This is a genomic window from Streptomyces sp. NBC_01077 (assembly GCF_045162855.1).
GTDB lineage: Bacteria > Actinomycetota > Actinomycetes > Streptomycetales > Streptomycetaceae > Streptomyces.
Map to the genome: position 1 here is coordinate 5,865,183 of NZ_CP108669.1, position 20,886 is coordinate 5,886,068.

Genomic DNA, 20,886 nt, shown 5'->3' on the forward strand with positions numbered 1-20,886 from the left:
GTTCGCAGGGACAGGTGAACAGGTAAAGGGCGCTGCACCCCCCTCCGAGTGCAGCGCCCTTACCAGCTGTGGTGTTGCTGCATAGATGACCTGCGACGGGCGGGGATGGTTGTAGCGGTTGCACGGGATCTTCATGTGACGCGTGTCACGTCGGAGGTGTCGGAGTGCAGGCAAGGGCCGGGAGACGCCTGAACGCAGGCAAGGGCCGGGAGGCGTCTGAACGCAGGCAAGGGCCCCGTGGCGCGATTCCGGTCGCGGCACGGGGCCCTTGGGGATCGGCACCGGTGTCAGGGCAGCGGCGGTGCCGAGCGGGGCGGCGCCGGGGGGTTGCGCCGCGTGGGGAGAGAAGCCGAGGGGACGAGACGGGGTTCGGGGGTTGCGCACTGTGCTGGCGGTCGCGGGAGCCGCGACCGGGAGAGCCGGTTGCGGCCGACCCCGAGCGTCCCCGGGGCCGACCGCTCCTTCTGGGTGACCGGGCTGCTGTCCCCTGCTGTCCGGTCACAAGCGCTGGTGCGAGGTCCCACGACGTACCTGAGGTACGCCACACGCCCCAGCGAAGCCACGCGTGGTTTCTTACGGCCCGCCCCTGGCTGGCACGGACACCCGGACCAACGAAGCCGGGTCGGAGCCGGTCACGCGCCGTACGGGTGAGAGCGGGCCCGAACTCAGATGCGGGCGCCCACCCAGTGGCGCACGAGGACGTCCGCTCGGACGCCCGCCGTCCCCGGCGTGCGGACCCGCGCCGCCCCCGGCGTACGGACGCCTGACGCCCCCCCCGGCGTACGGACCCCCGCCGCCTCGGCTTACGGACACCCGCCCTCCCCGGCGTACGGACCCGCTCAGATGCGGCCCCGGCACAGCTCCAGCATCGTCATCGCGAGCGCCGTGCCCGGCTTGCCCAGCGCGTCCCTGTAGTGCCCGAGGACCTCCATCTCACGGGCCAGGTTCACCCGGCGGCCGCCGGAGGAGATCCGCGCCTCCTGGATGACGGCCGAGACGGCCATCCGTTCCTGGATGAGACCGATGATCCGGTCGTCGAGCGCGTCGATGCGCTCACGGGCGTCGCCGATGAGCGTCGCCGCCTCGTCGGTGCGGGCGCCGGTCTTCTCGGGGGTGGCGGTGTTCGTCGTCATGGTGGGGCTCCTGGGGTGTCGGATGCCCTGGGGTGACCCGGCCCGGGAACGACAGAACGCCCCGGGCTGTCAGCCCGGGGCGCCTGGGAAGTCGCTTGTCAGTTGCTCAAGCAGCACGACCATGGCAGCCGGTGGGCCGGTTGCCATAGGTAAAGAGGAAGGTCGTGAGCTTGCGCATGGCACCAGTATGGACCCCGCTGCCGAACCGGAGACAAACCGGGTTCGGATGGTGAGACGAAAAACGTCACCGGCGCGCCGGTAGAATCGACAAATAGCACCCCCCTTCGGGGGACCCTCCTCCTACCGCCGGAAGGCCGCCGTAGTGTCATCAGCGACCCCCGCTGCCGCGCCCGACGTCACCAACCCGGACGTAGTCCTCGTTGTCGACTTCGGCGCCCAGTACGCCCAGCTCATCGCCCGCCGCGTCCGTGAGGCCCGGGTCTACAGCGAGATCGTCCCGTCCACCATGCCGGTGGCCGAGATGCTGGCCAAGAACCCGAAGGCGATCATCCTCTCCGGCGGCCCGTCCTCCGTGTACGCCGAGGGCGCCCCGCGCCTCGACCGTGCGATCTTCGAGGCGGGTGTCCCCGTCTTCGGTATGTGCTACGGCTTCCAGCTGATGGCGACGACCCTCGGTGGCACCGTCGACAACACCGGAGCCCGTGAGTACGGCCGTACGGAGCTGCACGTCTCCAAGGCCGGCTCGACCCTCTTCGAGGGCACCCCGGTCGAGCAGTCCGTGTGGATGTCGCACGGCGACGCCTGCTCCGCCGCCCCCGAGGGCTTCTCCGTCACCGCGTCCACGGACGTCGTGCCGGTCGCCGCCTTCGAGAACGACGAGAAGAAGCTGTACGGCGTCCAGTACCACCCCGAGGTGCTGCACTCCACGCACGGCCAGCAGATCCTGGAGCACTTCCTCTACCGCGGCGCCGGCATCGAGCCCAGCTGGACCACGGGCAACGTGATCGAGGAGCAGGTCGCGGCCATCCGCGCCCAGGTCGGCACCAAGCGCGCCGTCTGCGGTCTCTCCGGCGGTGTCGACTCCGCCGTGGCCGCCGCGCTCGTGCAGAAGGCCATCGGCTCGCAGCTCACCTGCGTGTACGTCGACCACGGCCTCATGCGCAAGGGCGAGACCGAGCAGGTCGAGAAGGACTTCGTCGCCTCCACCGGCGTCAACCTGAAGGTCGTCGACGCGCAGGAGCGCTTCCTCGCCGCCCTCGCCGGGGTCTCCGACCCCGAGACCAAGCGGAAGATCATCGGCCGCGAGTTCATCCGGGTCTTCGAGCAGGCGCAGGCCGAGATCGTCGCCGAGTCGGCGGGCACCGGCGAGGACGTCGCGTTCCTCGTCCAGGGCACGCTCTACCCGGACATCGTCGAGTCCGGCGGCGGCACCGGCACCGCCAACATCAAGTCCCACCACAACGTGGGCGGCCTCCCCGAGGACCTGGAGTTCGAGCTCGTCGAGCCGCTGCGCCAGCTCTTCAAGGACGAGGTCCGCATGGTCGGCCAGGAGCTCGGCCTGCCCGAGGAGATCGTCCAGCGCCAGCCGTTCCCCGGCCCCGGCCTCGGCATCCGCATCGTCGGCGAGGTCACCAAGGAGCGCCTGGACCTGCTGCGCGAGGCCGACGCCATCGCCCGCGAGGAGCTCACCGCGGCCGGTCTCGACCGCGAGATCTGGCAGTGCCCGGTCGTCCTGCTCGCCGACGTCCGCTCCGTGGGCGTCCAGGGTGACGGCCGCACCTACGGTCACCCGATCGTGCTGCGTCCCGTCTCCTCCGAGGACGCGATGACGGCCGACTGGTCGCGCCTGCCGTACGACGTGCTCGCCAAGATCTCGACCCGCATCACCAACGAGGTCGAGGACGTCAACCGGGTCGTCCTCGACGTCACCAGCAAGCCGCCGGGCACCATCGAGTGGGAGTAGTCGCTCCCGCTCTCTGAGCCCGACGAAGCCGTCGCCCCCGCGTCCGTCGCGCGGGGCGGCGGCTTCGTCGTGTCCGGACTCTGGTGACTTGACCGGCCGGGCATTACCTTCCGGCGCATGAGCGTGATACCCGACCCCGTCCCCGTCGACCGGCTCCACTTCGCCCTGCCGCCCGTCCACGCGACGGCCGAGGAGGAACGCACCCACCGCAAACAGCGGCTCGCCGGCGCGCTCCGGCTCTTCGGGCGGTTCGGATACGAGGAGGGCGTCTCGGGCCACATCAGCGCCCGCGACCCCGAGCTCCCCGACTGCTACTGGGTGAACCCCTTCGGGGCGCCGTTCGAGGAGGTGGCCGCGAGCGACCTCATCCTGGTCAACGGCGACGGGCAGGTCGTACGGGGCGGGCAGCACGTCAACCAGGCCGCGTTCACCGTCCACGCCCAGGTCCACCGGGCCCGGCCCGACGCCGTGGCCGTCGCCCACACCCACTCCCTCCACGGGCGGGCCCTCGCCGCGCTCGGCGAACTCCTCGACCCGATCACCCAGGAGGCCTGCGCCTTCTACCAGGACCACGCCCTCTACGACGCGTACACCGGCGTCACCGTGGACGCCGAGGAGGGGCGCCGGATCGCCGTCGCGCTCGGCGCGTTCAAGGCGATCGTGCTCCGCAACCACGGGCTGCTCACCGTCGGCACCTCCGTCGACGCGGCCGCCTGGTGGTTCATCGCCCTGGAGCGCTGCGCCCAGGTGCAGCTGGCCGCGCGGGCGGCCGGCAAACCGGTCCTGATCGACCACCGCGAGGCCGTCGCCACCCGCGAACAGCTCGGCAGCGACCTCGTCGCCTGGATCAACTACCAGCCCCTCTGGCGCAGGATCAGCCGCACGGAGCCCGAACTCCTGTCGTAACACCATCGCTTCACCCTTCTGTACGTCAATGAGATGGCGCGGCAATCACCCTCCGGCGGGGCGCACGCGGCAGGTGCGGGAGCCGTCGGTACGACACAATTCCGTGGAACCAACGGCTGGTTGACCCTTCGGGACGCACCGGTACGTGTCGTGAAGTGAGCTCGGGAAGTGAGCACCGTGGCCGTTCAAGAGGCGAGACAGTACGGCGAGCACGCGACGGCCTGTGCGGGCTGCGCCCACTGCGGACAGGCCGGCCACCGGCGTGCCGTCGCCGCCTTCCTCGCACGGCGCGACGAACTCGCCGCCGGGCACGGCGTCCCCGCGGCCGTGGCCCACTCCCCGGTCGCGGCCCGCCAGTGGGTCTCCGACGAGCTGGCCCAGTCGGCCCGCGCGGTCGCCGTCCACGGCCGGGAGGCCGGGGTGGCCTGGTTCGACCGGGTGCGGCGCGGGGGTCTCGCCGCGGTCTGGGGCGGCGTCCTCGCCCTGCTCCTCGGCCAGGCGCTCACCGCCATCGGCAGCGGCTGGACCGGCGCCCGGACGGCCGGGCTCTGCACCGCCCTGGTGCTCGCCGCCCTGCTCAGCGCCGCCGCCCACGCCCACCGCTCCCGCGGCGGTCTGCTCGCCCCGCTGATCGGCGAGGACAACCGGCTCTCCACCACCCGTGCCGTCGCCGCCGGCTGGCTCCTCTTCCTCGGCTACACCCTCCTCTTCCTGGCCTTCCTGTCACCGGGCGCGACGGCCTTCGGTCTGGCCCGTGGTGCCGGTCTGCTGACCGTCCTCGCCCTGGTGTCCGCCGTCACCGTGACCGCCCGTCTCGTCGTCGCGGTCGGGATCGCGTCCCGCCGCCTCCAGAAGGTGCGCGCCGACCGCCCGCGCGCTGCCGACCTGCTCTGCGACGACAGCGGCCGGGCCGCCCTCGCCGACGTCCAGTACCTCCTCGTCTCCGGTTCCGTCCTGGTCCTGACGGCCGTCGGTCTCGCCGGCGACCCCGCCACGCTCCCCGAGGTGCCCTGGTCCCTCGTGCTGCTCGTCGGCGTCTCGGCGGCCTGGCACCTCGCCGCGAAGTACACCGAGGGCGTCCGCCCCACGATCCACTCCGTGGTCCGGTCCCGTGAGGCGGGCGACCTCGACGCCCCGATCCGTACGGGCGACGACATCGAGATCCGTGGCTGCGGTTTCGTCCCGCCCGGGGCCGGTGCCCCCGACCCGCTGACCCGTCTGGTCGTCCGTATCGGCCCGGTCCACGCCCACGTCCCGCTGGTCCCGGTCCCGGGCGGCTTCGCCAACCCCACCGACGCGGCCCTGACCGTCCCGCTCCCGGCGGACGTGGAGCCGGGCCGGGTGGAGGTCTCGGTCGTGACGGCGGCGGGCGTCGAGACCAATCGGGTCACGATCGACGTCGTGGACTGATCCTTCCGGCCGTCCTTCCCGTATCCCTTCACAGGCTGGGCGAGGAGAATCGTTCCGCGAACAGTCGTACGGGGCGAGGAGAGGTGGCCGACGATGACGGGACACGCGGACCGGGCGGACAGTACGGCCGACGGAACCGGTGGCGCGGGCGGTGTGGACGGTGCGAAGGGCGCGGGCGGTGCGGGCCGCCCCGGTGACTCCCGTGACTCCGGTGGGCTCGACCGGTGGAAGGCACTCGGCTCCCGTTATGCCCTCCTTCCGCTCCGGCTCTTCCTCGGGATCACCTTCATCTACGCCGCGTTCGACAAGCTCACCGACTCCGCCTTCTTCGCCGACACCGGCACGGGCTCCATCGGCGAGATGATGAGCGGCGTCCGCGACAGCTCGGCCATCCCCGCCCTGGTCGACCTCGCCCTCAAGAACCCCGCCGGCTTCGGCTACGCCATCGCCTTCGGGGAGCTCGCCGTCGGGATCGGGACCCTGCTGGGTCTCTTCGCCCGCGTGGCGGCCCTCGGCGGCGCGCTGATCTCCCTGAGCCTCTGGCTGACCGTGAGCTGGCAGGTGAACCCGTACTACCTGGGCAACGACCTCGCCTATCTGATGTCCTGGCTGCCGCTGCTGCTGGCCGGGGCGTCGGTGCTGTCGCTGGACCGGCTCCTCGCCGCGCGGCGCCGCACGCGATAGGCGATCCAGGTCGCGAGGCCGGCCAGGCCCAGGCCGCCGCAGAGCACCGGGAACACGACGTACCACGGGGTCGTCCAGGCCCCGGTGGCATCGCCCGCGTAGAGCCCGGCCAGGGTGAGGGCGCTGAGGCCGGCGATCAGCCTGCCGGGGCGGAACTCATGAAGCAGCACGGGTGACCTCCACCTGTCCGATGCTGACCTTGAGAGAGAGATCGAGGGTGCCTGCCGGGGTGGTCCCGGCCGGCGGGTTCAGGGTCCGGGTCACGTCGCGGTCCGGCGAGATGTCGATGTCGTTCGCCGGCTCGCCCGGCAGCTGCAGATCGCCGAGTCCCACCTGGGCGTGCAGCTTCACCACCGCGTTCTTCGGGACGATCACCTTGAGCTGACCGGCGCCCACCTCGATCGACGTCGACACGGTCGCGCCCGCCGGAACGGGCAGGGTCGACAGATCGAGCGTGCCGACCCCGGTGCCCAGCTCGTAGCGGGGCTGCACGGCGGCGACCGACGCCGGTCTCCATGTCTCACGGATCCACTCCGTGGTGATCCGGTCGGGCACCGCCGTGGTCAGGGCGAGCAGGCCCGCCGTGACCACGGTGAGGAAGATCGTGCCGAACCCGGTCCTGCCGAGGAAGCTGCTGACGACCAGACCGAGACCGAACACCGCGAGAGCGGCGACCAGACCGGTCTGCAGGCTCGTGCCCAGCGGCTCGCTCTCCCAGGTCAGAGCGGTGCCGACCACGGCCGCGGCCATGGCGAGCAGATAGACGAGACCACCGATGGAGAACGGGCTCCGCCGGATCGAGGGCTTCGGACGCCCGGGGGCCGCGGAGCCGGCATTCCACTGGCCGCCCGGCTTCGGCACCTCGCCGTCCACCATGCCGTCCCCGTCCACGATGCCGTGCGGGCCCCACAGGTAGCCGATGGCCACCTTGCCCGTCGAGCCGTCCTTGACGATCGGGTCCTTCCACCAGGAAGGGAACTCGACGAGCGGCGGGGCCTTGGTCTCGGGCGGAGCATCGGCGGTCGGCCGGGAGGCGGTCGCCGCATCCGTCCGTCCCTCGGCCTCCGCAGCGCCGGCCTGCCGGTGCCGCGACCAGACCGCGGCCGCCGACAGCGCGAGCGCCACCAGGAGGGCGGAGCTCAGCATCGACCCGCTGTGCAGCATCGACAGGAAGATCCCGCAGCCCACCAGGGCGATCAGTATGGCGGCCAAGGTGGCACCGGAGACGCGGCCGGTGAGCAGCCTGCGCCCCTCGTTCTCCTCCTCGCCGTCGAGCGGGATCAGCAGCCAGGCGAAGCCGTAGAGGATCAGCCCGAAACCGCCCGGCAGCGAGAGCACACCGATCACGACCCGGAAGATCACCGGGTCCAGGTCGAAGTACCGGCCGAGGCCGCCGCAGACACCGCCCACGACCTTGCTGCCGCGCGAGCGCCGCAGGGGCGGGGCGGAAACGGCCTCCGCCGGCGGCGGGGCCTCGTGCTGCGAAGGCATCGAACTCGTCATGCGTCCATGGTGACGGCCCGTGACGCCGAGCGGCACCGGGGCCGACCCTGGCCCGACCCTGATATTCGGCGCCCCCTTCTCCCCGAGGCGGTACCAGGGACGATCTCAGGGCCGACCCTGATGTCCCGTGCGGGCCGAACGTGTGACGATCGGTGCATGTCCGCAGCCGCTCGTGTCACCGACACCGACGAACCGCCCGTGCGCAAGCTCTACCGGAGCGCTGACGGGCGATGGCTCGGCGGTGTCGCACGCGGCCTCGCGGGCCACCTCGGGCTGCCGGTCGTCTGGGTCCGCATGGCCTTCGTGGTCATGCTCTTCCTGGACGGCCTCGGTCTCCTGATCTACGCGGCCTTCTGGATCGTCGTCCCGCTCGGTGTCGGCGGCAAGACCGCCCCGCGCCCCGTCTTCGAGATCACTCCCGACGGGCGCCGCAGACTGCGCAAGCCCGACCGGGGACAGCTCTTCGCCCTCATCGTGCTCGCGATCGGCGCCGCGGCCCTCATAGGGAAGATAGTCGCCGACAACCAGACGGGACGGTACGTCTGGCCCTTGCTCCTGGTCTCCGCGGGCGTCGCCCTGGTCTGGCGCCAGGCGGACAACGCCCGCCGGGCCAGCTGGACCGCCCCCGGGCGCCGCTCCCGCTACCTCCAGCTCGCTCGTGGCCTCCTCGGCGTGGCCCTGGTCGGCACCGGCCTCGCGGTCTTCGTGGTGGTCCGCGGCTCCGTCGCCCAGCTCGGCTCGGCCCTCACCGCGTCCGTCGCGGTCCTCACCGGCATAGCCCTGCTCGCCGGCCCCTGGCTGGTCCGGATGTCGCAGGACCTCACGGAGGAGCGGACCATGCGCATCCGCGCCCAGGAGCGCGCCGAGGTCGCGGCCCACGTCCACGACTCCGTCCTGCACACCCTCACCCTGATCCAGCGGAACGCCGAGGATGCGGGCGAGGTCCGCCGCCTCGCGCGCGCCCAGGAGCGGGAGCTGCGGAACTGGCTCTACAAGCCCGAGGGCACCGGCAAGGACGAGGAGCCCGGGACCCTCGCCGAGGCGGTGAAGAAGGCGGCGGCCGAGGTCGAGGACAAGCACGGGGTCCCGATCGAGGTGGTCGTCGTCGGCGACTGCCCGCTCGACGACGGACTGGTCGCGCAGATGCAGGCCGCGCGCGAGGCGATGGTCAACGCCGCGAAGTACGGTGGCGAGGGTGGGGCCGTGCAGGTGTACGCCGAGGTGGAGGGCCGCACGGTCTTCGTCTCGGTCCGGGACCGGGGGCCGGGATTCGACCTGGACGCGGTGCCCGAGGACAGGATGGGCGTACGAGAATCGATCATCGGTCGGATGCAGCGCAACGGCGGCACGGCCCGGCTTCGGTCCGTGCCGGGCGGGGGCACCGAAGTGGAGCTTGAGATGGAGAGGGCGGACGGATGAGCGACGAGACCGGGGCAGCGACCGGAACCGAGGCGGGGGCGGCGGGCACGGAGCGCCGTGTGCGGGTGGTGCTCGTCGACGACCACCGGATGTTCCGTACGGGAGTGCAGGCCGAGATCGGCCGAACTGAGGTGACCGGCGTCGAGGTGGTCGGCGAGGCCGCCGACGTCGACCAGGCGGTCACCGTCATCACGGCGACCCGCCCCGAGGTCGTCCTCCTCGACGTGCACCTTCCGGGCGGCGGTGGGGTCGAGGTGCTGCGGCGCTGCGCGAACCTCATGGGCGCGGTGGAGGACCCGGTGCGCTTCCTCGCCCTGTCCGTGTCGGATGCGGCCGAGGACGTGATCGGGGTGATCCGGGGCGGCGCCCGGGGCTATGTCACCAAGACGATCACCGGCACCGACCTGGTCGACTCGATCTTCCGGGTCCAGGAGGGCGACGCCGTCTTCTCCCCCCGGCTCGCCGGATTCGTCCTGGACGCCTTCGCCTCGACGGACGCGCCGCCGGTGGACGAGGACATGGACCGGCTGACCCAGCGGGAGCGGGAGGTGCTGCGGCTGATCGCCCGGGGATACGCGTACAAGGAGATCGCCAAGCAGCTCTACATCTCGGTGAAGACGGTCGAGTCGCACGTCTCGGCGGTCCTGCGGAAGCTCCAGCTCTCCAACCGCCACGAGCTGACCCGCTGGGCCACCGCCCGCCGCCTGGTCTGAGCCGGGTGCCCGGTGCGTGCCGGCCCCGTCATCCCACCCGGGTCGCTCCGGCGAAGGGCATCTCGTCGATGGGGGCGACCCGTACCGGGGCGCCGGGGCGGGGGGCGTGGATCATCTGGCCGCCGCCGATGTAGAGCCCGACGTGGCTGATCCCGGAGTAGAAGAAGATCAGGTCGCCCGGGGCGAGCTGGGACCGGGAGACGCGCCGGCCCGCGTTGATCTGGGTGTACGTGGTGCGGGGCAGGGAGACGCCGGCCGCGCGCCAGGCCGCCTGGGTGAGGCCCGAGCAGTCGTACGCGGAGGGACCGGTCGCTCCCCACACGTACGGCTTGCCGAGCTGGGCGTGGGCGAAGGAGATGGCCTCGGCGGCCCTGCCGTTCGGGGCGGTCACCGGCCCGCGCTCGCCGCCCGAGGAGCGGTCGGCCCGCGTCGGGGCGTTGGCGGCCGTGGCCGTACCGCCGGTGCCGTCGTTCCCGGCGGTGGTGCCGGAGCCCTCCCGGCCCGCCTCGGCGGCCTCGTACCGGGCGCGTTCCTGCGCGGTCAGCCGGGCGAGCAGGGTGCGTGCCGCCTGGAGCTTGCCCAGGACGGCCGCCTTCTGGCGCCGCAGCTCCGTCTCGTGCTCGCGCAGCGCGTCCAGGCGTCCCGTCGACTCGCCGCGCAGCTGCCGGACCGCGGCGAGCTCCCGTCGTACGGCGCTGACGGCGGCCGCCTGCCGGTCCCCGGCCTTCTCGGCGAGGGCGGCCCGCTCCAGGTACTGGTCGGGGTTCGAGGTGAGGGCGAGCTGCACGGCCGGGTCGAGGCCTCCGGACCGGTACTGGGCCGCGGCCATGGCCCCGAGCCCGTCCCGCGCGGTGTTGAGCCGCTGGGTTCTGCGGGCGGCCTCGTCGCGCAGCCGCTCGAACGCGGCGCGGGCCTCGTCCGCCTTCTCCTTCGCCCCGTTGTACCGCTCGGTCGCGACCTCGGCCTCCTCGTAGAGCCGGTCGACCTTCTCCTTGACCTGGGCGGCGGTGAGGCGGGGTTCCGCGTGCCCGGACCCCTCGAAGAGCGTCGCGGTCGCGGCGGAGGCGAGGGCGAGTGTGGCGGCGGTGCGGCCCGCCTGACCACCGAGGGGCGACTGCTTGGGTTTTCGGTGTGCTGCCACGAGGGCGGGTCACATCCTCTGTCCGAGGGACGGGCCCGCCGGGCCGACGGCGGGCCGTCACAGGGGAGACGGCCCGCCGTCGGGTTTTCTCGGCGGGGGTGACCGACAACCGCCGGATCGCCGGCGGTGGTGGGGAGCCGGTCACCTGGTGCAGGACGCTAAACCGGGGGTCACGCCCGGACGGCGGGATGACCGCTATTGGCGACACTTGACGGGCGGCGACCGATGTCTTTCGCCCGGAGTGCCGGGGGAAGGGACATTCCGGCGGTCACCCGACCGAAGAGACGGAGCGGGTGGACCCGGCCGGAAGGCGGTGCTACGGCCCCGGTTAGGCTCCGGCCCATGGACGTACTCATCAATGTCTTCGTCGCCCTGCACATCATCGGTATCGCCTCCCTGCTCGGCGGATTCCTCACCCAGATGAAGGCGATGGGGGCCGGTACGGCCCGCTTCAGCCCCGCCATGCTGCACGGCGCGCTGACCATGCTGGTCACAGGTGTGGCGCTCGTCGGCCTGAACCAGGCGGACGACCAGACCGTCAACAACCTCAAGATCGGCATCAAGCTCGGGATCCTCGTGGTGATCCTCGGCCTCGTCTACGTCAAGCGCGACGAGGAGAAGGTCGACAAGGGTCTCTTCGCCGCCGTCGGCGGTCTGACCATGGCGAACATCTTCATCGCGACCCTCTGGACGTGACACGGCACCCCTCCGGAGCGAGGCCCGGCCCCGTGGGTGTGACCGGTTCCGCAGGCCGGTGAGGAAGGCAGGTCCCGAAGGCGGGCCCGGATGTCGGTGGGGCGTCCTAGACTCGTGAGGCGATGAGCAGCCTCTTTGACGACAGCTTCCTGGCCGGCCTCCAGAACCACTCCTCGGAGGAGCCCCCGCCCCACCCCGAGGACCACGAGCACGGCTCCCCGGCCGTGGAGGACGTCCCGCACGACCTCTTCGGGGAGCACTTCGACGCGCCCCCGCCCGCCCGGGACACCCACTACCGCGACGGCGCCCCCCGCCCCGTCGTGGACGCCGCCGCGCTCCTGGACGGGTTGAACGAGCAGCAGCGCGCCGCCGTCGTCCACACCGACACCCCGCTGCTCATCGTCGCCGGCGCCGGCTCCGGCAAGACCCGGGTGCTCACCCACCGCATCGCCCACCTCCTGGGCACGCGGCACGTGCACCCCGGCCAGATACTGGCGATCACCTTCACGAACAAGGCCGCCGGCGAGATGAAGGAGCGCGTCGAGCAGCTCGTCGGCCCGCGCGCCAACGCGATGTGGGTGATGACCTTCCACAGCGCGTGCGTCCGCATCCTGCGCCGCGAGTCGAAGAGGCTCGGGTTCACGTCCTCCTTCTCGATCTACGACGCCGCCGACTCCAAGCGGCTGATGTCCCTGGTCTGCCGCGACCTGGACCTCGACCCGAAGAAGTTCCCGCCGAAGTCCTTCAGCGCCAAGATCTCGAACCTGAAGAACGAGCTGATCGACGAGGAGTCCTTCGCCGACCAGGCCGTCGACGGCTTCGAGAAGACGCTCGCCGAGGCGTACCGGATGTACCAGGCGCGGCTGCGCGAGGCCAACGCCCTGGACTTCGACGACATCATCATGACGACGGTCCATCTGCTCCAGGCGTTCCCGGACGTAGCCGAGCACTACCGCCGCCGCTTCCGGCACGTCCTCGTCGACGAGTACCAGGACACCAACCACGCCCAGTACACCCTCGTGCGGGAGCTCGTCGGCACCGGCTACGAGGACCTCGGCCCCGCCGAGCTGTGCGTCGTCGGTGACGCCGACCAGTCGATCTACGCCTTCCGCGGCGCGACCATCCGCAACATCCTCCAGTTCGAGGAGGACTACCCGGACGCGACGACGATCCTCCTGGAGCAGAACTACCGCTCCACCCAGACGATCCTCTCCGCCGCGAACGCCGTCATCGAGCGCAACGAGTCCCGCCGCCCCAAGAACCTGTGGACCAACGCGGGCGCCGGCGCGCAGATCACCGGCTACGTCGCCGACACCGAGCACGACGAGGCCCAGTTCGTCGCCGACGAGATCGACCGGCTCACGGACGCGGGCGAGGCGAAGGCCGGAGACGTCGCCGTCTTCTACCGGACCAACGCCCAGTCCCGGGTCTTCGAAGAGATCTTCATCCGCGTCGGACTGCCCTACAAGGTCGTCGGCGGCGTGCGCTTCTACGAGCGCAAGGAGGTCCGGGACGTCCTCGCGTACCTGCGCGTCCTCGCCAACCCCGAGGACAACGTCCCGCTGCGCCGCATCCTCAACGTCCCCAAGCGGGGCATCGGCGAGCGCGCCGAGGCGATGATCGACGCCCTCTCGCTGCGCGAGAAGATCACCTTCCCGCAGGCCCTCAAGCGGGTCGACGAGGCGTACGGCATGGCCGCGCGCTCGGCGAACGCCGTCAAGCGCTTCAACGCGCTGATGGACGAGCTGCGCACCGTCGTCGAGTCCGGCGCCGGCCCCGCCGTCGTCCTGGAGGCCGTCCTGGAGCGCACCGGCTATCTGGCCGAGCTCCAGGCCTCGACGGACCCGCAGGACGAGACCCGTATCGAGAACCTCCAGGAACTCGCCGCCGTGGCCCTGGAGTTCGAGCAGGAGCGTGGCGAGGAGCCCGCGACCCTCGCCGAGTTCCTGGAGAAGGTCGCGCTCGTCGCCGACTCCGACCAGATCCCGGACGAGGACGAGGAGGGCCGGGGCGTCATCACCCTGATGACGCTGCACACCGCCAAGGGCCTCGAATTCCCCGTGGTGTTCCTGACGGGCATGGAGGACGGCGTCTTCCCGCACATGCGCGCCCTCGGCCAGGCGAAGGAGCTGGAGGAGGAGCGGCGCCTCGCGTACGTGGGCATCACGCGCGCCCGTGAGCGGCTCTACCTCACGCGCTCGTCGATGCGCAGCGCCTGGGGCCAGCCTTCGTACAACCCGGCCTCGCGCTTCCTGGAGGAGATCCCGCCCGCGTACCTGGAGTGGAAGCGGACCGGTCCGATGGCGAAGCCGGCCGGGCCGACCTCGGGGATCACGTCCTCGCTCTCCTCCTCCCGCTCGCGCTCCGGCCCCTCGGGCTTCGCCACCCGGCGTGCCGGGGAGAAGCCGGTGATCTCGCTGCAGATCGGCGACCGGGTCACGCACGACCAGTTCGGCCTCGGCACGGTCATGACGGTGACCGGGGCAGGCGCGGACGCCCAGGCGACGATCGACTTCGGTGACGAGAAGCCGAAGCGGCTGCTGCTGCGGTACGCGCCGGTCGAGAAGCTGTAGTTCGCACGGCGACGTACGAGAGCGGGCCCCGGCTTCGGCCGGGGCCCGCTCTCGTACGTACGGGAAGGGTGAGGGGGAGGTCAGCTGGTCGGGTCGAGACCGTGGCTGCGCAGCCAGGCCAGCGGGTCGATCGCGTACCCGCCGCCCGGCCGGACCTCGAAGTGCAGGTGCGGGCCGGTGGAGTTGCCGGTGTCGCCGGAGTACGCGATGACCTCGCCGGCCTTCACCGAACCGGAGCGGATCTTGGCGCTGCTGAGGTGGCAGTACCAGGTCTCGGTGCCGTCCGGGGCGGTCACGATCACCATGTTGCCGTAGGCGCTGTTGATCTGGGTGCGGACGGTTCCGTCCGTCGCGGCCATCACGGGCGTGCCGGTCTGCACGGGGAAGTCGATGCCGGTGTGCACGGACATCCAGTTGACGCCGGACTGGCCGAACCGGGCGCTGAGCCGGTGGAGTTCCACCGGCAGCATGAACTTGGGACGCAGCGCCTCCTTGCGGGCCGCCTCCTCCTCGCGCTTCTTCTTGTCGGCCACCTGGCGCGCCTTGAGGTCGATGCGCTCCTGGGTGCGGCTGGCACGGTCGCCGAAGTCGCGGGCGTCGGCGCTGAGCGCGGCGAGCTGCGTGTCCAGGGCGTTGTTGGCGGCGACCTGCTTGACGGAGGCGGGGTCGGCGGCGGCGAGCGCGGTCGTGTCGTCCTTCTGCCCGGTCTCGGTGCCGGCTCCGGTGAGCCCGCCGACGGAGGCGGCGGCGATGCCGGCGACCCCCATGACGCAGGCGGAGGGCACGGCGACGGTCAGCAGCGCGGACCGCTTGGCGGGGGTGCGGCGGCGGCCGCGGCTGCCGCCCGAGGTGCGGCGCACGGGGCGGCCGGCGAGGGGGGAGTCGGTACGGACCTCGACGGCGGGCTGGTCGTCGAAGTCGCCGTCGTCGCGGTTGTCGTGACCGGCGGCACCGTCGTGGTCGTCGAGTTCGACGAGGTCGGCGTCGTGACGGTCGGCGAGGTCGTGCGCGGGCTCGGTGTCGTCGTGGTCCGCGTGGGCCTCGGCGGTGCCCGCCTCGGTCTCGGGGACGTACTCGAACGCGAACTCCGAGGTGTGCTCGGGTCCCGGCGTGTACTGCTGGGGGACGACCGGCTCGGCCTCCGGGGTCGCCTGGTTCCACGCGGTCGCGTCGTAGGCACCGGTGTCGGTCGCGAAGGCGGGGGCGGCCCACTGGCCGGTGGCGTCGTAGGCCTCGTAGCCGTATGCGCCCTGGGCGGCGTAGGCGCCGGAGTGGAGGGTCTCGTACTGGCCGGTGTGCTGGGCCTCGGTCCACGCGGAGGCGTCCCACTGGCCGGTGGTGTCGTACGAGGGGGTGGCCTCGTACTGCGCGGCGGCGGCGTCGTACGGGGAGCTGGTGTCGTACTGACCGGCCGTCGTCTCGTACTGCGCGGCCGTCGTGTCGTACTGACCGGTCGTCGTCTCGTACTGACCGGTCGAGGTCCCGTACGTGCCGGTGGTGTCGTAGGCGCCGGTGGTGTTCCACTGCCCGGTGGTGTCCCACTGACCGGTCGTGTCGTAGTGACCCGTGGTGTCGTAGTGACCGGTGGTGCTGTACTGCCCCGTCGTGTCGTACTGCGTGGTGTCGTACTGCCCCGTCGTCCCGTACGTGCCGGTGACGTCGTATCCTCCGAGGTTCCACTGACCGCTGTGGTCGGCCCGACCGTCGGCGTAGGCGCCGAAGAGAGGGTCGGTGGCGAAACTGCCGGTGGTGTGGGCGCCGTCTCCGGCGTACCCGGCGTGGGGGTGCTGGTCGTTCACCAACGTCTCTCTCGCCTCGGCAGCAGGACCAGTCCGGGGCGGGCCCGACGAGGGGTGTCCCGGGGGTAAGCAGTGGCGCGACTGTACCCGGCGGTATGCGCAGCCGACAATCTTCGGAGGCGTTTGAGCCCGTAGGAAACGGGCAATCGGCCGTGTTTCGCCAGCTCACGGAGAGACCTTTGGCCTTGTGTTCGAGGAACGTTCGAAGAACGGTGCCGGAGTGTCACGCCACGGAGGTGGCGCCCGGCTCCTCCTCACGCGCTCCCGCGGCCTCCGGCCCGCCCGCGTCGAGCGCCTCCCGGACCCCGGCGGCCACCGTCGGGTGCACGGGCAGCGCGAGATGACCGATCCCGCTGACCCGCACGTTGTGCACGAGCAGGTCGGGGTGGTCGAGACGCGCCGTCTCCACCGGCACCATGATCTGGTCGAGATCGCTCCAGAAACTCACGAAGCGGGTCCGGCAGCCGGGCGAGGGCCCGGCGAGCTCCCGCAGCACCTCCGAACCGGGCCGCATCTGCCGCACCAGCGGATGCGCGTCGGCGAGCGGGGCCACGGTCGTGCCGGAGTGCGGGGTGCCGAGCATGACCAGGGTGCGCACCCGGCTGTCACCGCCCAGCCGCTGTACGTAATAACGGGCGATGAGCCCGCCCAGGCTGTGCCCGACGATGTCGACCTCGGCGTGTCCCGTACGGGCGCGGATCTCGTCCACCCGGCGGCCGAGCAGCTCGGCGGCGGCCCGCAGGTCGCAGGTGAGCGGTGAGTAGTTGAGCGACTCGACACAGTCACGGCCGTTCCGGCTGAGGGAGCGGCGCAGGACGACGAAGACCGAGCGGTTGTCCACGAAGCCGTGCAGCATGACGACCGGGCGCCGGCCCGGGGTGACCGACGGGGGAGGGGTGGGCGCGAGGCGCTCGGCCACGATCCCGGAGGGGTACAGGACGAGGTGTCCGGTGAGGATCGCGAGCTCCAGGGCGGTGGCCTTCATCAGGGCGGTGACCTTGGTGAACTCCATGGACGACCTCCCGAACGGCACGCGGGGCCGAACGGTACGCCGGTACGCCGCGCTCCCGCACCGCACGGACGGCGGCACGGAGGCGCGGCGACCTCGTCGCGGCTCCCTTCGCGACCGTGCCCCGCTTGCGGCTGGTGGGCCCAGGAGGAGGGCCCGAAAGCGGGGTACGGCGCAGAGCGAACATGTCCCACGTGTGATTTCCCCCTCGCTCGCCTCCGCGAAACAGACACGTGCGGGATGCTGGGGGATAACGTTCGTTCACCTCCCCGGCAACAGGCGCGGGGGTCGCATGTGGAGGCAGTGATGGGTGTGACCGGTCCGATCCGCGTGGTGGTAGCCAAGCCGGGTCTCGACGGCCACGATCGCGGGGCCAAGGTGATCGCGCGGGCACTCCGCGACGCCGGTATGGAGGTCATCTACACCGGACTCCACCAGACGCCCGAGCAGATCGTCGACACCGCGATCCAGGAGGACGCCGACGCCATCGGCCTCTCGATCCTCTCGGGCGCGCACAACACGCTGTTCGTGAAGGTCCTGGAGCTCCTCAAGGACCGTGACGCGGAGGACATCAAGGTCTTCGGCGGCGGCATCATCCCGGACGGGGACATCGCGCCGCTGAAGGAGAAGGGCGTGGCGGAGATCTTCACGCCGGGCGCGACGACGTCCTCCATCGTCGACTGGGTGAACGCGAACGTCCGCGTGGCCGCGTAATCCGTTCCGTCCACCTCATGCCGTCAGGGCCCTCCCTTCGGGGAGGGCCCTGACGGCATGTCCGGGGTGGGCCGGTCTGCAGAGGGTCCCTTCGGCATGCCGGGGGTGGGTCGGGCTGCAGAGGGGCCCTCAGGCATGGCGGCGGGGGTGGACCGCTCTACAGAGCCGGCTCCGTGAGTTCGGCTCTCATCGCCTCACGCAGCCGGAGCGTGGAGACCAGGCGCTGGAAGGCCTCGGACCAGTAGCCGCCGGCGCCGGGGGAGATGTCCTCCGCTTCGTCCGGACGGGCCGTCAGGGCCTCCAGCGGCCGGGCCGCCTCGGGGGCGAGACAGCGCTCCGCGAGCCCCATCACCCCGCTGAAGCTCCAGGGGTAACTGCCGGCCTCCCGCGCGATGTCGAGGGCGTCGATCACCGCCCCGCCGAGCGGCTCCGCCCACGGCACCTCGCAGACGCCGAGCAGCTGGAACGCCTCCGACAGGCCGTGCGCCGCGATGAACGAGGCGACCCAGTACGCCCGTTCCCCCGAGGGCAGCGTCGACAGAAGCTGCGCCCGCTCGGCCAGCGACGAGGTGCCGGGGCCCGTCGCGGGCGGAGTCGCCGGGGAGCCGAGCAGCGCGCGCGACCAGGCCGCGTCCCGCTGCCGTACGGCCGCCCGGCACCAGGCCGCGTGCAGTTCGCCCTGCCAGTCGTCGGCGACCGGCAGCGCCACGATCTCCTCCGGACCGCGCCCCCCGAACCTGGGTGGCCAACAGGACAGCGGCGCGGCCTCGACGAGTTGGCCCAGCCACCAGGAACGCTCGCCGCGCCCCGCCGGAGGTGTCGCCGCGAGACCGTCCCGCTGCATGGCCGTGTCGCACTCGTGCGGGGCCTCCACGGTGATCGTGGGCGAGTCCGCCGTCCGGTCGAGACCGACGCAGGTGACCGCCCGGCCCGCCATCCGGCCCGCGAGCGCCGAGGCCGGCAGGGCGGAGAGCAGCTCGGCGGCGGTGGCACGGACGTTACGGCTGCGGTCGCCGAGGGCCGCCTCGAGGAACTCCTCGTCCGCGCCGGAGAGTCCGTTCCGCAGGGAGTCGAGGAACATCAGCCGGTCCTCCGCGCGCTCGGCGGACCAGGTGGACGCGAGGAGTGCGAGTCCGGCCGCCGGGTCCTCGGTCCGTACGGCGGCGAGCAGGGCGACCCGCTCGGCGAACAGGCCCTCGTCCCACAGGGCGCGCACACCCTCCTCGTCCCCGGGGTCGGGGAGGGAGCCCCCCGCACCCGCGCCCCGGAGGGCGAACCTCCACTCGGGGTTCAGCCGGGCCAGCCACAGGCCGCGCGGTCCGGCCAGCTGAAGGGCCTGGGGCCGCAGATCGGTGCGCGCCCGGGCCGCGTCGAGGAGGGCGGGCAGAGTGGCGGCCGGGGCCTTGTACCCGCGCGCGTTGGCGAGGGCCAGCCACTGGGGGAGCAGCTCTGCGAGGTCCGGCGCCGCCCCGCGCCGACCGGCGGGCGAGGGCGCGGCCCGGCCGGCGAGCAGTTGGTCGAGCCGCCGTCGGGCCGCCTCGGGCAGCGGTCCACGGCGGTCCTCGGGCGCGGGCTCCGGCGGTGCCGCGGCGGGCCCGGGGCGCAGCCCGGCCCTGCGCCGTACGGTGTGCAGCGCGGCGGCGTCGAGCAGGGCGGCCGGTAGGTCACCGGCAGCGGTTCCGGCGAGACCGGCGGGCGCCCGCCGGTCCGTCCCGAGCAGGGCCGAGGTGACGAGCTCCTCCCAGACACCGTCCTCCCGGAGACCGTCTTCGCGGAGACCGTCCTTCCGGACGCCACCCTCGCGGACACCGTCCTCGCCGGCACCGTTCATCGCGAGAAGCGTGCCGGGCGGGGGCGTCGTGTCCGTCTCCATCGAAGTCCTCCGGGCGGCCGGCGTGCGGTGGTCGGGGGTCATATGAGGGGGACCGTCTCTCCCGGGCTCTCCGGGGACCAGGCGGCGAGGGGCGTGAACCCCTGGTGTCCGCACTCTCCGAAGACCGTCACCGGGGCGCCGCCCGACAGGGCGACGAGGCGCCAGAGCCCGGGCCGGGACTGGGCCGCGGGTGTCAGCGGCAGGGCCTCGCGGCCGTCCGCGTCGGCGAGCTGCCAGCCGTACTCCGCGCGCGCGGGGACGACCCCGCTCAACGTCACCGGCCAGGAGTTCAGCCACGGGTCCTCGCCCAGCGCACGGCCGTACGCGTCGAGGGCCGCGCCCACCGGTCCGCCCGGCGGCGGGGCGACGGGGCCCGCGACCGGGACGAACGCGTCGCCCGGCTCCGCGCGCAGCCGGCCGGAGCCCGCGTGCGGGGTCAGTTCGCCGTCGAGCACCGCGCCCACGGGGAGCGCCAGTTGGGGAGCTCTCCCCGCCGCGCCGAACGACAGCAGGAGCGCCGTGCGCCCGCTCGCCGTGCCGTACAGCCAGATACGCCGAGTGGTCAGCCGGGCGTCGGCCGCGTCGTACTGCGCGAGCACGAGCCAGTGGTCGCGCACCGCCACGCCGTCGACGGGGGCGGTCAGGCCGACCCGGGTCCGTACGGTCGTCGCGAAGGGCGCGGGCAGCCGGTCGGCGGTGAGCCAGGCACGGTCGAGGAGGTGGGTCAGCGCGCACTCCTCCAGGAGCCGCACCGGCCAGCCGGGACCCGAACCCGGTATCGCCCCCAACTCCCTCACCCGGCCCGCGAGTCCCGGCGCCTGGGCGTCGATCATCCGGGCCGCCGTCTCCTCCCACAGCCCGTACCCCGGCTGCTCTGCCGCCGCCAGGCCGCCGCGCAGCAGGTCGGCGAGCCGCTGCTCCAACTCCTCGGCGCCCGAGGTGATCCGGGCAGCCCTCCGCTCGGCCCTGCGGCGCGCCGCCTCGGGGTCCGCCGGACCTCCGGCCGCGCCGCCCTCGGTCCTCCGGGCCGCGCTCGCGGCGCGCCCGCGCCGCGCCGCGAGCCACTCCCCGGCCCAGTCGGGCACCGTGGTCTCCTCGGTGGCCGTCCCCTCCGAGGCCTGGAGCAGAAGCAGGCCCAGCGCGTGCTTGCACGGGAACTTACGACTGGAGCACGCGCACAGGTACGCGGGCCCCGTGGTGTCGACGACCGTCCGGTACGGCACGCGGCCGCTGCCCTTGCACACGCCCCAGACGGCGCCCTCGCCGCGACCCGTGTCCGACCACGGCCCGGCCGTCCCCAGCTTGCTTCCCGCTCTGCGTGAGGCATCGTCAGGAGCCAGTGCAAGCACCTGTTCAGCCGTCCAGCGCACCCCCATGGCATTCATGTCC

Annotated in this window: 16 protein-coding genes; 9 read left to right on the forward strand and 7 right to left on the reverse strand. The window is 72.5% G+C overall.

The genetic code is table 11. The features are described 5' to 3' along the window. Positions 1-839 precede the first annotated feature (839 nt). On the reverse strand, positions 840-1,133 hold the full coding sequence (locus OG462_RS26680; protein WP_055603524.1) for a chorismate mutase: 294 nt from the start codon (positions 1,131-1,133) through the stop codon (positions 840-842). A gap of 322 nt (positions 1,134-1,455) precedes the next feature. Here OG462_RS26680 and guaA point away from each other — a divergent pair, with 322 nt between their 5' ends. From guaA to OG462_RS26700, 4 genes are all read left to right on the forward strand, one after another. Beyond that, positions 1,456-3,057: a glutamine-hydrolyzing GMP synthase gene (gene guaA / locus OG462_RS26685; RefSeq protein WP_406061351.1), complete on the forward strand. Its 1,602-nt coding sequence runs from the start codon at positions 1,456-1,458 to the stop codon at positions 3,055-3,057. Positions 3,058-3,174: 117 nt separating this feature from the next. Next, the gene (locus OG462_RS26690; RefSeq protein ID WP_406061352.1) at positions 3,175-3,963 is read left to right on the forward strand and encodes a class II aldolase/adducin family protein; all 789 of its coding nucleotides are present in this window, start codon (positions 3,175-3,177) and stop codon (positions 3,961-3,963) included. Between the two features lie 177 nt (positions 3,964-4,140). Continuing rightward, positions 4,141-5,373, forward strand: a complete 1,233-nt coding sequence (locus tag OG462_RS26695; protein WP_406061354.1) for a hypothetical protein — start codon at positions 4,141-4,143, stop codon at positions 5,371-5,373. A gap of 93 nt (positions 5,374-5,466) precedes the next feature. Further along, a complete protein-coding gene (locus tag OG462_RS26700) occupies positions 5,467-6,057 on the forward strand; it encodes a DoxX family protein (protein WP_406061356.1) in 591 nt (196 codons plus the stop codon). A 156-nt stretch (positions 6,058-6,213) separates the two neighbouring features. On the opposite strand, the gene OG462_RS26705 is transcribed toward OG462_RS26700, so the two are convergent. Further along, positions 6,214-7,560, reverse strand: a complete 1,347-nt coding sequence (locus OG462_RS26705) for a PspC domain-containing protein (RefSeq protein ID WP_406061358.1) — start codon at positions 7,558-7,560, stop codon at positions 6,214-6,216. 156 nt (positions 7,561-7,716) lie between these two features. On the opposite strand from OG462_RS26705, the gene OG462_RS26710 reads away from it, so the two are divergent. Both OG462_RS26710 and OG462_RS26715 read left to right on the forward strand, forming a co-directional pair. Continuing rightward, positions 7,717-8,979, forward strand: a complete 1,263-nt coding sequence (locus OG462_RS26710; protein ID WP_406061360.1) for a PspC domain-containing protein — start codon at positions 7,717-7,719, stop codon at positions 8,977-8,979. Then, the gene (locus OG462_RS26715; RefSeq protein ID WP_406061361.1) at positions 8,976-9,692 is read left to right on the forward strand and encodes a LuxR C-terminal-related transcriptional regulator; all 717 of its coding nucleotides are present in this window, start codon (positions 8,976-8,978) and stop codon (positions 9,690-9,692) included. The genes OG462_RS26710 and OG462_RS26715 overlap by 4 nt, the downstream gene beginning before the upstream one ends. 28 nt (positions 9,693-9,720) lie before the next feature. On the opposite strand, the gene OG462_RS26720 is transcribed toward OG462_RS26715, so the two are convergent. Then, on the reverse strand, positions 9,721-10,833 hold the full coding sequence (locus OG462_RS26720) for an NlpC/P60 family protein (RefSeq protein ID WP_406061363.1): 1,113 nt from the start codon (positions 10,831-10,833) through the stop codon (positions 9,721-9,723). A 342-nt stretch (positions 10,834-11,175) separates the two neighbouring features. Here OG462_RS26720 and OG462_RS26725 point away from each other — a divergent pair, with 342 nt between their 5' ends. Next, the gene (locus tag OG462_RS26725) at positions 11,176-11,529 is read left to right on the forward strand and encodes a hypothetical protein (protein ID WP_406061365.1); all 354 of its coding nucleotides are present in this window, start codon (positions 11,176-11,178) and stop codon (positions 11,527-11,529) included. A gap of 122 nt (positions 11,530-11,651) precedes the next feature. Next, entirely contained in the window at positions 11,652-14,102 is a 2,451-nt protein-coding gene (gene pcrA, locus OG462_RS26730) for a DNA helicase PcrA (protein ID WP_406061366.1), read from the forward strand. An 80-nt stretch (positions 14,103-14,182) separates the two neighbouring features. Here pcrA and OG462_RS26735 read toward each other — a convergent pair whose 3' ends face one another. Both OG462_RS26735 and OG462_RS26740 read right to left on the reverse strand, forming a co-directional pair. After that, positions 14,183-15,901, reverse strand: a complete 1,719-nt coding sequence (locus OG462_RS26735; protein WP_406061368.1) for a M23 family metallopeptidase — start codon at positions 15,899-15,901, stop codon at positions 14,183-14,185. A 223-nt stretch (positions 15,902-16,124) separates the two neighbouring features. Continuing rightward, positions 16,125-16,913, reverse strand: a complete 789-nt coding sequence (locus OG462_RS26740; RefSeq protein ID WP_406061370.1) for an esterase/lipase family protein — start codon at positions 16,911-16,913, stop codon at positions 16,125-16,127. 303 nt (positions 16,914-17,216) lie between these two features. On the opposite strand from OG462_RS26740, the gene OG462_RS26745 reads away from it, so the two are divergent. Continuing rightward, on the forward strand, positions 17,217-17,624 hold the full coding sequence (locus OG462_RS26745) for a cobalamin B12-binding domain-containing protein (RefSeq protein WP_406061372.1): 408 nt from the start codon (positions 17,217-17,219) through the stop codon (positions 17,622-17,624). Positions 17,625-17,781: 157 nt separating this feature from the next. Here the strand turns inward: OG462_RS26745 and OG462_RS26750 are convergent, their stop codons facing one another. Then, positions 17,782-19,497 (reverse strand): DUF5691 domain-containing protein, encoded by a 1,716-nt coding sequence (locus OG462_RS26750; RefSeq protein ID WP_406061373.1) that lies wholly within the window; start codon positions 19,495-19,497, stop codon positions 17,782-17,784. A gap of 38 nt (positions 19,498-19,535) precedes the next feature. Next, complete coding sequence (locus tag OG462_RS26755) at positions 19,536-20,882, reverse strand: SWIM zinc finger family protein (RefSeq protein WP_406061374.1); 1,347 nt, start codon at positions 20,880-20,882, stop codon at positions 19,536-19,538. Between the last annotated feature and the right edge of the window lie 4 nt (positions 20,883-20,886).